Source organism: Vibrio sp. V38_P2S17PM301 (assembly GCF_009904845.1).
GTDB classification, from domain to species: Bacteria; Pseudomonadota; Gammaproteobacteria; order Enterobacterales; family Vibrionaceae; genus Vibrio; species Vibrio proteolyticus.
The window spans coordinates 1-14,235 of the sequence record NZ_WXWO01000067.1; the positions used below are offsets into that span (position 1 = coordinate 1).

General features: G+C 48.3%; 10 protein-coding genes. 3 read left to right on the plus strand and 7 right to left on the minus strand.

Going from position 1 to position 14,235, the window contains the following annotated elements; all coding sequences use genetic code 11:
* Positions 1 to 54 precede the first annotated feature (54 nt).
* The 3 genes from CAG64_RS14905 to CAG64_RS14915 are packed head-to-tail and all read left to right on the plus strand — an operon-like array spanning position 55 to position 5,332.
* Positions 55 to 1,407, plus strand: a complete 1,353-nt coding sequence (locus tag CAG64_RS14905; protein WP_161457329.1) for a type VI secretion system ImpA family N-terminal domain-containing protein — start codon at positions 55 to 57, stop codon at positions 1,405 to 1,407.
* A 34-nt stretch (positions 1,408 to 1,441) separates the two neighbouring features.
* Positions 1,442 to 4,834, plus strand: coding sequence for a type VI secretion system membrane subunit TssM (gene tssM / locus CAG64_RS14910; protein ID WP_161457330.1), 3,393 nt, complete (start codon positions 1,442 to 1,444; stop codon positions 4,832 to 4,834).
* Positions 4,835 to 4,879: 45 nt separating this feature from the next.
* Positions 4,880 to 5,332 carry an AsnC family transcriptional regulator gene (locus tag CAG64_RS14915; protein ID WP_161457333.1) on the plus strand — a complete coding sequence of 151 codons (453 nt, stop codon included), beginning with the start codon at positions 4,880 to 4,882 and terminating at the stop codon, positions 5,330 to 5,332.
* 36 nt (positions 5,333 to 5,368) lie between these two features.
* Here the strand turns inward: CAG64_RS14915 and tssG are convergent, their stop codons facing one another.
* From tssG to CAG64_RS14950, 7 genes are all read right to left on the minus strand, one after another.
* A complete protein-coding gene (tssG, locus tag CAG64_RS14920; protein WP_161457331.1) occupies positions 5,369 to 6,367 on the minus strand; it encodes a type VI secretion system baseplate subunit TssG in 999 nt (332 codons plus the stop codon).
* A complete protein-coding gene (tssF, locus tag CAG64_RS14925; protein WP_161454627.1) occupies positions 6,364 to 8,112 on the minus strand; it encodes a type VI secretion system baseplate subunit TssF in 1,749 nt (582 codons plus the stop codon). The genes tssG and tssF overlap by 4 nt, the downstream gene beginning before the upstream one ends.
* 18 nt (positions 8,113 to 8,130) lie before the next feature.
* The gene (gene tssE / locus CAG64_RS14930) at positions 8,131 to 8,541 is read right to left on the minus strand and encodes a type VI secretion system baseplate subunit TssE (protein ID WP_021704978.1); all 411 of its coding nucleotides are present in this window, start codon (positions 8,539 to 8,541) and stop codon (positions 8,131 to 8,133) included.
* Between the two features lie 63 nt (positions 8,542 to 8,604).
* Positions 8,605 to 10,083: a type VI secretion system contractile sheath large subunit gene (gene tssC / locus CAG64_RS14935; RefSeq protein WP_021704977.1), complete on the minus strand. Its 1,479-nt coding sequence runs from the start codon at positions 10,081 to 10,083 to the stop codon at positions 8,605 to 8,607.
* A 9-nt stretch (positions 10,084 to 10,092) separates the two neighbouring features.
* Positions 10,093 to 10,602, minus strand: a complete 510-nt coding sequence (tssB, locus tag CAG64_RS14940) for a type VI secretion system contractile sheath small subunit (protein ID WP_021704976.1) — start codon at positions 10,600 to 10,602, stop codon at positions 10,093 to 10,095.
* A gap of 26 nt (positions 10,603 to 10,628) precedes the next feature.
* On the minus strand, positions 10,629 to 12,182 hold the full coding sequence (gene tssA / locus CAG64_RS14945; RefSeq protein ID WP_161457332.1) for a type VI secretion system protein TssA: 1,554 nt from the start codon (positions 12,180 to 12,182) through the stop codon (positions 10,629 to 10,631).
* 2 nt (positions 12,183 to 12,184) lie between these two features.
* Positions 12,185 to 14,179 carry a serine/threonine protein kinase gene (locus tag CAG64_RS14950; protein ID WP_021704974.1) on the minus strand — a complete coding sequence of 665 codons (1,995 nt, stop codon included), beginning with the start codon at positions 14,177 to 14,179 and terminating at the stop codon, positions 12,185 to 12,187.
* Between the last annotated feature and the right edge of the window lie 56 nt (positions 14,180 to 14,235).

Sequence of the window (14,235 nt, forward strand, 5' to 3'; positions counted from 1 at the left end):
GGCTAATGTATTTATATTAATAAAAGCTAATAACATCAGTTTGGTAGGGTTTATATGTACTTCTCGGATTTTGCTCGTCGACCGATAGATCATGAGCATCCCAGTGGCATTAATCCAAACGGCCTAGAAGAATTTGACGAAATTAAACGTCAAATCAACAACATCAACAAAGTTACTGGCCGTGTTTCATGGAAAAAAGTGGAAGAACTATCAAAACAGGTTCTGACACAACATGGAAAGGATTTTCGCTGCGCGTGTTACTTCGGTGTCGCTGCCACCAATAATCATGGCCTGAAAGGCCTGGTAGAAGGTCTTAACGCCATCTACGATTTATGCGTGGTGTATTGGCACTCCGGCTACCCGACGGAAGACAAGGCCAATGCCCGCATGTCTTCCATCGAGTGGTTTGTCGAATACGCGGAACGTCGCCAAAAACACATCAATCCTTCTGAGCAGGATCTTCCCCTTATTGAGGCAGGGCATCGATTGACCCTCAAGATAGAAGAAGAGCTGCGTCTGCACTACGGTATCAAAGCCCCTTCTTTAGGCGCGATTCGACGCATTTTTACGCAGTGGATTGAACAGCTCAAAACCGAAATGGCTAAGCGAGAAGAAGCCGTAAAACAACAAACCGCTTCTGTTGCTCAGCCAGCCCCTGCACCTCGCTCGCAGCCTATGATGAAGATGGATGTGTTACCCTCTCCATCACCGACATCTGCGACTCCAGTGAACGTCTCACCCTCTGCGGCTTCAGAGCCAGAAAAAAAGCGCTCAGGAATGGGTTTCTTCATGGCAGCTTTAGCCGTTGTGATTCTTGTTGCTCTGTTTAGCCATTTTGTTTATCAGGACAGAAGAGTTGAGGCAATGAAGACGCAAATAGAGATTGCGTCGATCAATCAGTTGGTACCTCTGGCCAATGCCATCAAGCTTGAGGACAATTCCACGAAACAAGCCATCAAAGATACGCTATTGCAACGCGTATCCGCGTTGGTAAACGGCTGGGATCTCGACCCTATCCGCGTCAGTCAAATTGATGACATCGGTAGCGTCACACAAACCGTCACTGAACTGTACCCCGATTCATCATCGGCGCAGTCTCTATCAGCAACATTCGAACAGAGCCGCGCGGACCTGGAAGCGGAATATCAGAAACTCAGCGCCGAGTTCAAACAAGCACGCACCGTATTTGCAAACGCCAAGGCGAAAAACAACGACAAAGCCAGCATAGAAAGAGCCTATCGTTACAGTAATACCCTCTTCCCTTTACTGGGCCGCATTGAATATGCCGCTCAAAATCAAATGCCGGAAGAAGTCGCAAAGTCTCAGCGTTTACTGAATATCTATCAACACAAACTCAATGAGTTAAAAGTGGAGCTGCAACAAGAACAGTCCGCCACCGCTCAATAACTATATACAACAACGTCAGAACGAAACTTAGATTATGTTCAAGAAGAATTTGGTTAGGAACCCAGTGTTTTTATCAACACTGTTGGCATTGATTGGGGTAGCGATCACCCTGACGGTGTATTTTGTCTGGTTTGCAGAAAGCAGTGCCTGGTACTTATACGGACCTTTGGCTGCGATTTTGGTCATCTACGCGATTTTCAACACAATTCTGTGGGTGAAGAAGCGCCGTCAACAAAAATCACAACAACTGGAAACCGAAGAAGAAACGCTGTCGATGGTGTTGCGTCCGTTGCTTCAGCGGGCCAGTAAAAAGTCGATTTACCTGATTTTGGGTAATAAGTCTTCCGGTAAAGCCCAGTTTCTGCACACTTCTAACGCGATAAAGCCGATGGACCGCCCCAACACCATCAAGAATGATTTCTTTGAATGGTACGAGTCCGACTCTGCTATCTACATCAAACCAGACCGCCGTCTGGTTTTTCAGGAAGTATCCAGTGCCGATTCCGCGCTGTGGCATACATTGGTCAATGAAGTCATCCGACTCCGTCCACGTAAACCGTTCAGCGGCTGTCTGTTTTTCATCGACTTTGAGTTTCTGATTGTCCATGAAGACGAGCAGGTCGATTACACCCTGACCGCACTGTTACAACGTTTGGAATACATTGGTCAGGAAACGGCGGCCGCCATTCCTCTTTATCTGGTGATGTCGAAACTGGATAAACTGGATGGATTTAAAGAATATGTGCACTTCAGTCCACTGAAAACAGCGATCGAGTACCTGAGCATTCCATTGAAAGATGCTAAAGGTGCGATGATCGACTACTTCAATGACAGTTTCACCAATCTGGTCAAAGTGATGGAGTCCAACGCACTGGATTCGTCCTCTCACTCCAACAATGTGGATGAGAAAAAAGCCATTCTGGCCTTTCCTAAGCAGTTTGAGTTGTGTCAGGGAGAAGTACGTAATGTGGTCGAACGGCTGAATAGTCTGAATCACGGCAGCTACTGTCTGGATATTCGAGAGGTGTTCTTCAGCTCCAACTTACAAGGTGGTAGAAAATACAACTTGCTGGCCAAAAGTTGCAGTAACTATTTCAACCTGCCAATTATCGCGTCGGAGCACTCTCACCTAAGTGAAACTCCGTATTTCACCCGCTTCCTGGTTGAATCGCAGATTCTGCCAGAAGCCGATTTCGCCGGCGAGAACAAGACCTACTTGCGTCGTATCCAACGTCACAGCTACCTGTCAATGGCTGCGAGTGTCGCGATCATTCTTGGCGGCGGCTATCTGTTGTTCCAGGTGCTGGACAGTAACCTGAATGTGATGAACCAGATGATTGGGGTAGAAGGCACTGAAGAAAGCGACGATCAAGTATCCTCATTCAATGCTCAATTGCTGAATGCCAACCAGTCTATCGCTCCGTCTTACGCGGCGTGGCTAACTGGTAACCAGGCGTTGGACCAAGAGCTATCGACGATGAAGATCAGCCGTTTGGAAGACACGACTAAACTGGCCTACAACACTCTGCTGGATGGTATCTCAACGAACCTGATGCCTGTCATTGAAAAAGGCTACCGTCTTGAGTTAACCAAAGTACAAGACAAACCTACTCGTGCTTTGCCGCTGCTCAAAGGCTACCTGATGCTGAAAGATCCAGCCAAGCGCGACATGGCGTATCTGCGTAAGAAAACCGCGTTAGTGGTCAGCTCACTGACGGGTAGCAACGAGATGACGGCACAAACCATGGCGTATCTTGATGCCTACTTCCGAACGCAGTTTGCCCCGGTTAATATCAATATGGATCTGGTACGTGCGACACGTCGACAACTGCTGTCCAACTCGAACGTCGATCTCGTTTACGCACAGATGCTGGATCAGGCAGATGAAATCGATCTGGGTACGTTGGATATCGAACGCGCCGTTGGCTTCGATTTTACTAACGTCTTCAACGACAGTGTCGACGAAAACCGTCTGACCATCAGCAAAGTGTACACCTCCACTGGTTTCACCACGTTCTATCGCCCACGTGTGGATCTGATGTCGAAGAACGTCATCGCCGACAACTGGGTGCTGGGCTTGTCAGATAACGTCATCCCTACCCAGCAGGAACAAGACAGCTTCAAAGAGCAGGTACGTAAGAAATACACCGATGACTACATCAGTTATTGGCGAAATGCACTCAGCGAGCTGAAAGTGAAGCGATACAACAACATTGGTGATTTAACCAATGCCATCGATTTGATTTCGGGTCCGTCATCGCCGATGACTACCGTTCTGAAGCAGGTGTATACCAATACACAATTCTCTCCTACTGGTGATAAGACCGAACTGCTGAAAAACAAAGCGCCTCTGTTGAATGATGCAGTGGAAGCGGCAAAAGGTGCGGCAGAAGACGTTGTCCAGCCGGATTACCTGCTGATGTCGCGTGTAGAACAAGCGTTCCGCCTGCTGAACCAACTGCAAGTTAACGAGACGCCGAACTCCCCTACCCCTTGGGAAGAGACCATTACCGCTCTGAGCCAGGTGCGCTCTTACGTTAAAGATATTGCCGACTCACCGGATGCCCAAATGGCCGCCCTGGCCGCAACGCGCAAACGGATGAACAGCTCGGAAGCCGATCCGCTGATCCGTCTCAAACAGATCGCTCAAAAGTCACCAGAACCGGTGCGTTCTTGGCTGATGGACATCGTCAACCAAACCTGGTCTGTTATGATTACCGAAGCATCTCAGGGAATTCAAACCAAGTGGTATAGTGAAGTTTACAGCAAGTTTAAAGAGATTGGCCTCAACAAGTATCCGTTCGATCTCACCGCAACCGACGAGATCTCTCTTGAAGACTTTGAGCTGCTGTTCGCTCAGGGTGGCATCATGGATACCTTTATCCAGCAGAACTTCGCTCCGTTCTACGACACCAACCTGTGGACACCGAAACGTGTCGACGGTGAGGTCATGCCATTATCGCCAGAACTGCTGGTTCAGTTGAAAAACTACAACGTGATTCGCGATACCCTGATCAATAAGAGTACCAACCGTTTCTATATTCCGTTCAGTGCTAAAGTTCTGGATCTGGACTCCAGTGCTATCCGCGCCACAATTAAGGTTGCCGACACCAGCATTAACTATTATCAGGGACCAAGCCTGGTGAAAGAGCTGCAATGGCCACCACAAAGCGGCGACTTCAGCGTCAGCATCACCATCCAGGATGTGACGGATGAGGGCAAGCAGCACGTATTGAGCAAAAATGGCCAATGGGCGGTGTATCGTCTTTTGGGCAGCTCGACATTAACAAATTCCCACAATGGTAGCTTCGTCAGTGATATTAAAGTGTCTGGCCGCGATCTCCGTATGCGCATTACTCCGCTCACGCAGAAGAATCCGTTTACGTTGCCTGAGCTGTACAACTTTACGTTACCCGAATCTATCTAATTATAAATAAACACATAACAATAAAAGCAACGCAAAGGCAGGATTATAATGTCAAATATGAATCTACAAGGCTTGGATAAGCTGGACCGTAAGATTTTGTCTAACCTTTTGTCAAACGGTCGAGAGTCCATTGCTAATTTGTCCAGAAACATCGGTTTATCGCGCACTGCCGTCGCAGAGCGCATTAACCGCTTGGAAAAAACAGGGATCATCAAAGGGTACACTGCTCAAATCCGCGTAGAAAACGAAGGACGTAAGGCAGCCAGCTACCTGCTGATATCATGTGAAAAGGGTAAGAAAAATGACGTTACGGAAGCTCTCAAAGAGCTTCCTGAGGTTCGTTCGACCAGTATCGTAGGTGGCACCTACGATATTATTGCGCTAATTGAGGCTCCCGATCTCCAGTCGATCCACTACCTGGCGAATGAGATTGAATCCTTTAGTGGCATCAAGTCACTGCATACCACGGTCGTACTACACCAACCTGTAAGCCGATAATAAAAAACCGCCGGAAACGGCGGTTTTTTTCGTCTGTTATACACTACCGATAAGCCGGATTTGAGTATCATCTTCCGTTGGAATACCCAGCCACGCCGTCTGTCCGAGCACATTACCTTCCCCTTGACCAAGACTGTTCTGAGGCACGGTATCTAACTTAACTCGCATTTTTAAATCCCAAGCCATCGGGTCTCTTAAAATAAAGCGAATCAAGCCCACCAGCGTCTCATGCTGCTTCTTACCTGGCAAAAACGCCTGATAGGTGGAGAAATCAATTTCGTCGATACACAGATTAAATTTACCCACCAGGTCCGGCATGCTCTGCCCCAAGTGAAAGTCCTGTCCGAGCTGACAATTCATCTGATTAAGCTGATTGCGCTGGCTAGGGTGTATCTCGATCCGGCGGAACACCCACTCCTCAATGTACACATTAGGCAGTGAGAAATAGTGCGCAACAATACCCGAAATCAGTTTAGGTGAACGGGTCCGGGTGGATAACTGGTTAACATAGGACAACAGCTTCGCTCTGTCCAAATCCGCCGCTTCTGCTTCCTGCATGACACTGGACAGGCCAAGTAAATGCAGCATACGGCTGGAAAACGGATCCTGAGCGCCACTCTCATACTGAATGTGGTAACGGTACTTTTTCCATACCCGATAAACCATCGAGACATAGCGGTTATGAAAGAAGTCAAAAAACTGCTTAACCGGGTTATCTTCTTCTTCCCTGCCTGCCAGCTTTTCCGTGTACGAGGACGGCAGAGGTGAGCTAGAGCCGTGGAGACCAAGAAAGTTGACCTCGACCCGGGTATAGGCTTCGTCAGCCATATCCATATGAGTGACAAAGTCCATATCACTCTTGGGAAAAGCCAAGCTGGCAGACACGCTAAAGCGAATGCGTTCCTGATGAAAGTACTTGTTCTCACCGACCCCGCTAAAGTCGACACTGCTGTCAGATTTATAGTGTTTTTCCAGTAGCGATACAGCCTGGAAAAAGCTGAACTCGTAAGCTTTATCTGAAATCTGATTGATCATAACACTGTCTGTTTACCAGGGAGACTAGGCCAGTGGTAGACTTCACCGGTTTTCTCATCAAAGACTTCCAGCTCCGTGAACGAGTTGAGACTCGAATAGAGACGGATAAACTCATTCAACACGCTGGCTAGCAGAAACATGTCACCTTCGTTCACAAAGTAGCTGGAGTTCACTATCAGATTAAACTGAGTACCACGCACAGCAACACCACGGAATACACGATCAATCGGCTCCATCTCCGACGAGCGTATCCCATCAAGACGGTGAATCGACGCACGGTGAGCCTGACGATCGACACGCGAATGAAAATCATACGTCGATAACAGAACTTTCAGCACATCGATATTGGCCAGTGACAAGTAGTTGAGTGACATATTAGCGATCAACTGCCACTGTAATTCACCGTTGATCTGCGGGCTGACCGACTGGGTCGGTTTAGTGATATTGCGAAACGTAGCGTAGGTTGGCGACTTGTGAGTGGTGTATGTGATGTCCCCGACTGACAGTCGCTCAGCGAGGTCTGCGTTGCTGCACACCAATTTCATGAGAACGGTTTCTGTGCCCAGATCAGCGATGCCGCTGTCGTGTGTGTGGAACGAAATATAACGCTCCAGACCACGGCCGTTGATGCGCTCGCCCACTTTAGTTTTGTAGAACTCACGCTTGTCACGCTGATTGATCTGATGCTCAAACGATTCAAATTCGATCAGTTTCTTGCGCCGACGCTCGCTTTTACTCCAGCTCTGAACCTCTTCAATCGAATAAACTTCGAAGTGCTCCTGACTGTTGGTCTGTGGACGCACTTTGTATTCGTTGCGACGATGCTCAAGGCGAATCGGATCCGCATCAATAGAGAACAAATTGACCGCAGGTGTACAGTGCAGTTTGAAGTGCTTATCTTTCAGCACAACTTCTGATGGCAGCGCACGTTTAAATACAAAAGAAAACTTTAGTGTCGATCGTTGAGGAATACCTTTTAACCATTCCAGACCTGTCACATCAAAGAACATGAACTTTTCAGGCAGAGAGAAGTATTCTTGCAGCAACCGGTAGCCAGAAAAGGAATTTTTGCTGTACGGCAAGATCGCTTCATTCTCGGCAAACCCAACCGGCTTGATCTGATCTGCACGCAGGCGATGCTTGTAACCACCACCGACATCCAGTTCAACATAATCCAAATACCGGAACAGCCAGAGATACAACGTGCGGGTGATATGCACTTCCCCGTGCAAATGGAAGCGCAGTGAGTCCATTTTCAGACGAGACAACTCCAGGCCATGCTCTGTCGACAGAGACACATCCACAGTTGAGCTGGTCCGGCTATTCGCCTGCTCAATTCCGGTCAGACGGACCGGGTATAAGTCGACATCATAACACGACCGGAACAGGCACTGCGTGCTTTCAACCTGCTCGCTGGCCATTTCAGCACCACGAGCAATCACCGTCCGCTCAGTCACGCTCCCGACATGGGGTGACAGTTCCGTAATGCACATCGACGGCACAGAGCGCATATAATGCGGCCAGAGCAGCGTCATCAGCGACTGCGTCAGCTCCGGTAGCTCATCGTCGATTTTCTCCCGAATGCGTCCGGTCAGGAACGCGAAGCCTTCCATCAGACGCTCAACATCTGGATCGTAGGTTCCTTCTGATAGGAAGTTGGTTAGCTTGGGATGGTATTTGGCAAACTCACTGCCTGCTTCACGCAGGTAGGTCAGCTCATCCTGAAAATATTTACTGCTGCTCACGAAAGCTTGCTCCTAAGACTAAACGTTAAATTGTCCGTCGACACCCATGAACACATTGATAGACATAGGCACTTTGCCGCCGTTGTGCGTCACTTCACCACTGATGCCAAAGCTGAGTTGCAACGGGTTGTGAAAATCATCCCGGTGAAACACTTCGATGCCTTTTAATCGTGGTTCGAACTTTTCAATCGTCGTGCGGATATTCTGCTGAATATGGCGCACCAGATTGGTGTTGGTGGACAGCACATCGTTGAAATCCGGCAGACCGTAGTCATTGTCTATCATTGCATTCCCCGCATGCGTATTCAGTAAGTCCGCGAGGTGTATATGAATGGATTCAACCAAATGTTGATGTGATACTACCTTTTCGTAGCAGTTTTTCGGTTCTCCGAGCTCGATACGCTCCAGAAGACGATAGCCTTTTTCCATACTGAACTCTGAAAAAGAGCGGCCAGCTTGCGCTGACCGCTTCTTATTGATAATGAAACGATCTTAGTTTTGATCCAGCTTACCAACCAGTGACAGGTCGAAGCTTGCGCCCATGTACTTGAAGTGAGGACGTACAGACATTGATACACGGTACCAACCTGGATCGCCTTCAACATCAGACACTTCTACTTTCGCAGCGCGCAGTGGACGACGACCACGAACTTCTGCTGGCGGGTTTTCCTGATCAGAAACATACTGACGGATCCACTTGTTCAGTTCGATTTCCAGGTCAGAACGCTCTTTCCAAGAACCGATCTGCTCACGTTGCAGAACTTTGATGTAGTGTGCCAGGCGGTTGATAATGAACATGTATGGCAGCTGAGTACCCAGCTTGTAGTTCATTTCAGCCTGTTTGCCTTCTGGCGTGTTCGGGAACACTTTTGGCTTCTGGATAGAGTTCGCAGAGAAGAACGCTGCGTTGTCTGAACCCTTACGCATGGTCAGAGCAACAAAACCCTCTTCTGCCAGTTCAAACTCACGACGGTCTGAAACCAGGATCTCTGTTGGGATCTTAGTTTCGATCTGACCCATTGACTCGTAGTTGTATACTGGCAGGTCAAACACCGCACCGCCGCTCTGAGGACCAATAATGTTCGGACACCAGCGGTATTTCGCGAACGATTCACTGATCTTTGACGCCATCGCGTACGCAGAGTTACCCCACAGGAAGTGGTCGTGATTGTCAGTCACCATCTCGTTGTAGTCGAACGCCTTGATCGGGTTGTCTTCAACTGAGTACGGGTTACGTAGCATGAAACGAGAAGTACACAGGCCCAGGTAACGAGCATCTTCGTGTTCACGCAGACCACGCCATTTAGCGTACTGAGGACCTTCGAATACCGCTTTCAGATCTTTCAGGTTAGGCAGCTCTTCGTAGCTGTCCAGACCGAAAAACTTCGATGAAGCAGACGTGATGAACGGAGCGTGAGACATCGCACCTACGTTCGCCATGTATTCCATCAGTTTGATGTCTGGTGTAGCAGCAGAAAGCTGGTAATCACAGATCACCGCGCCAACTGGTTTACCACCGAATTGACCGTATTCACGAGTGTAGATCTGCTTGTACAGACCAGACTTAACCACTTCTGGAGCGTCTTCGAAATCGTCCAGAACTTCGTCTTTCTTCGCAGAAATCAGTTCGATCTGAATATTTTCGCGGAAGTCAGTGTGATCCACCAGATACTTCAGACCGCGCCAAGTTGATTCGATTGCCTGAACTTCTTCATTGTGCAGGATTGCATCAACTTGCGTAGACAATTTTTGATCGATTTCAGCAATCATCAAGTCAACCAGAGACTGGTCAACTTTTTCAGATGCACTGTTGCTTAGTAGTTCGCCGATAAACGCTTCAACACCGCGCTTAGCAACATCAAAACCTTCATCGCTAGGCTTAAGGCGCGTTTCGTTTAGAATGCTATCCAGAAGTGAACCTGATTCCGCAAGGGCTGCTTCTTGTTCTGGAGCTTGAGCTTCTGCCGTCATAATATCCTCTTACTCTGCTTTATCCGCATCTTGGTTTCCACCAAGACTCAGCTCTTCTAGTAGTTTCTTGCGTGCTTCTTCGTCCTGAAGTACTGCTGCAATCTTCTTACGGAACGCAGGAACGTTACCTAGTGGACCTTTCAGTGCAACCAATGCTTCACGTAGTTCCAACAAGCCGTTCAGCTCTGGGACGTTCTTAGCAATAGTTTCAGGTGAAAAGTCTTTCATGTCTTTGAAAGTCAGATCGACTGCCAGTTGGGCACCTTCTTCATCACTCAGACGGTTATCAACGTTTACTTTCACGTTAGGCGAGTAGCCTTCCAGAACTTCGTTGAAGTTATCTTTGTCGATGTTGATAGGCGTACGTTCTTCGATTGGTGTCTCATCTGCACGTGCAGTAAAGTCACCAACAACCATCATACTCAGCGGCAGTTCTACGTCTTCTTGCGCATCACCAGTCGCTGGAACATAACGGATATTAATTCGCTCTTTAGGAGCTACCGAGCCATCGCGTGACATAATTAGTTCCTTATCTAATCGTGTTACTAGTTATAAATTGTTTCCCACTCTTGATATTTTGCAGGTAACTGCTCCTTAGATGGATACAGCTCTTTGAGGGTTCTCTCGGTAAGAGAATCCAATTGCAAAGACAAATGTGGTTCCCAGCTGGCAAGATCCATTTCCTCACGTACTGTCCAGACCTTTTCCAGATAAGGCAGGCAAAGAGAAAATAATCCTACGCCGTGGTAGGCTTTTACCATTTGTAAATGCAACATAAATTGCCCTCGTCCTGAGCTATCAAGCTCCAGACGACGAGCAACCTCTGCCACACGTTCCCCCAAATTTTCGAGGGTGACATCGTCCATCGACAATGAATCATCTTCTGCAATGACGATGCTTGGCATCACCACTTGTTGACCAGAAGACATGCTATCGCTTGTAGACAACCAACCAAGCGTCGCTTCATCAGCGAATGGAACAGAATTTTTAAATGAAAGGGCTTCAAGGCCCGGCAGAGACTTAGCAAATTTTTGCGTCTCTTGTTTGACCGCCTGAGCGGCCTCATGAAGTTCCAGATTGTCGAGCATCTGGAACACCATGTAATGACCCGTCAACCAGAACGGCGCATCTGTTAGGGTGCGCTCAAGTCGCTTAACGGTATCAATATCACTCTCCTGTTTAGCTTTGTCCCGGTATTCCGACTGTTGATCAGAAGATACCGCCAGGCTCAACGGCGTGACGTTGTTTTGATGATCCGGCAGTTCATCAATGTCCATCCAGGTAAGGTGGCGATGAATCCGATAAGACAGCGGCGCAGTCGGCTCAGCCGCCAACATCGTTTCGGCCACTTTCTTTAACGTACGTTTTGAAGCCGTCGGTGAAGAGAAGTCGGTATCGACGTCCACTTCTTTGCGCTGCGGTTTGACCGGAGGTGGAGTCGGTGCCGCAACAGGCGCCGTTTTAACCGGTGCCGTCTCTGGTGCACGTTCCGGTTCAGAAGCGACGGGAGTCACGGCGGGCGCTTCTGCGACGGGCGCCGTTTGCGGTGCCACGTCAGAGCCCGCACGTTGCATCAATGCATTGATCGAGGTACGGATTTCGTAGAAGTCCGCTTCTGAATCACTGAAGACGTTATCGTAATGACGCTGCACTTCTTCCGTTAAATCATTACAACGAGAAAGTTGCTCCCAGCTTAACGCCTCTTGCTCGAGCGTCGGTTGGCTCAGTTTGATCTGATGATTTAACCACTCTACTGCACCGTCACGGCCGCGTTTACGGCTTGGGTAGAGACCAGTGCCAAAGCTTTCAATCGAACGCGCTAACAGGGTCAGGCCCTGTTCTAGCCCATCCACATTGGCTTCTTCCACCAGCGCACGGACCAGATAACATAACGCTTTAAGGTCTTTACTGTGATGACTGAGAACTTCAACAGCGTTGGTTTTAACGATATTCCAGTCGACCGTCTCCCCGAATAATGAGCCGAATTTCTTAACTTCCGACTCCATCATTTCATAGCTGAACTCGTAACGTGCATCATCACCACATGGCGAAGCATCGCTGATCGGAGCCAACAAGCTATCGATTGCAATCAATTCCATGCTTAGCTCCTGCCATCTACGTTGTAATCCAGCAACGCACGCTGTATCGCTAAAGCCCCACGAGCAGGCTTCGATTTCTGATGGCTTTGTTGAATAGCTTGTGACGCCATACGATTAAGCAACTCACTCACTTCATCAAATTTCTTCGGCGCGCTTTGTTCCAAATCGTTTAATGCCGCGTTCAGTTTCTGAGGCTCATATATGTTCTGTTCTGTCACCGTGCTAAATAGGATAAATTCACTTCTGGCGACGCGCAGCTCGCGAGCTTTGGCATTGAGCTGAGCAGTATTACCAAAGAACTTACGGGCAGCTTCAACTTCAGCTATCGCTTTGGAGTAATAATGCTTCTTGGCATTGTCATCGACCGACGCATACACTTTGTCAAGAATCAGGCTAGGTAGAATCTGGCTGTAGTAATACGCCTCAGCTTGATGTGATTGCCAGGCGTATTTGATGTACTGATCGACGTATTCGGCATTACCATCCAATACCTGTTGGGCGAGCTGATCATCTTTCTTACCAAGAAAATCCGTCAAGGTCTGGGACTGCAGCGCCACCGTATTTAGTTTGGACATAACATCCGTTAACTTACGATCAGCCTGTGGAAACAAGGCACCGTCTTGGTTCAGCTCTTCACGCAGTTTGACCAGATCACGACGAATGTCGCCTAGATAACCTGGTAACTGTGAGGCATCATCACGTTGCTCATACAGTGTCGCTTTATAATCCTCGTACACTTCCAACAGCTTCTTTTGTTGCACATGATAAGCTTCACGGTAAGGCGCCATGGTAACCAGATCGTTTGAAGAATCGCTCAGGGCGTTCTCAATTTTCCAAGGCGGTTGAGCAAGGAATGCGGCGGTTTGTGCGGGTTTGATCGTGCGCACGACTTTCTCCGGGCTGACCAGCTCAGACTTGAGTACTGGCTGCCAGTCCGGTTGTGAAGCATCATATAAGTAGGTACCCGTGACAGCGACAACACTGGCAACCATGGCGGCTTCCAGATATTTGAAACGACCAAAGGCGAATTTGTCTGAGCCACGGCGCTGGGTGAGCACCAGATCCGCGTTTCTCAGGTTAGTAAATATCGGCGCACTGTTGTCAGCTTTCAACGCATCTGCATCGATCTTCGCTAGATCTTGTGCAAATGAAATGGCCGTATAACCGTGAGCGCGTGGCTTATTGATTACCGTTTTAATTAACAACCAGACATGTTTTGGAATTAAGCGCGGGCGCTTGCGCTGAGTCAGTTGCTGGCACCAGGCATTGCCGTAAATGGCACCCAAAAACAGATGTCCGGTTAACAGAGCCAAGGAATAAACGTCATCCTGGGGCTTGGCAACACCGCTTTCAAGATAGAGAGGTGAGGCATATTGCAAGCTGGCTTCCGCATGACCTTCGGCTTCGTCGGTGTAGCGTGCAGCGCCAAAATCGATCAGACGAACACTGTCATCTTCACCGACAATCACATTCGACGGTTTAATATCGAGGTGGCAAACACCGCGAGTGTGCATGTACTCCAGCGCACCAGCCAATTGATAAATCAGCCAGGCAATATGATCGTGGCGAAAGCCTTTGGATGAATGGCGGGTCATTTTCTCCGCTAAGGATTCACCGGTAATCCACTCGTACATCAAATAAGGACGGTCAAACTCATGACCAACTTTGATGAATTCCGCGACACTCGGGTGTTGGGATATCTCAAGGCGGCTGGCTTCGCCAATAAGCATTGCGCGTGCAAGTTCAGGCGCTTCCTCGTTTACGACCTTGCAGCATACCTGTTTCTCTGGTTCATTTTTCTTTGCCAGATGGTACACCGTTGTTTTACCGTTTTTAGACGGCAAGGTATCGAGGACGTCGAATTGAGAGAATAGAACATACTCCAACTTGGGCTTATTCTTGTTTGCCACATGTTGTTCATGATGTTTTTTCTTTTCAATAGCTTTTACAACCAGACGATTAATATAGCCGTTGGTTGATCCCTGCTGATCAGACACGTTATTCTCTTAGCCAACTTAAAATAATAATTAGTGAGGCATATTAATTAGTGTTT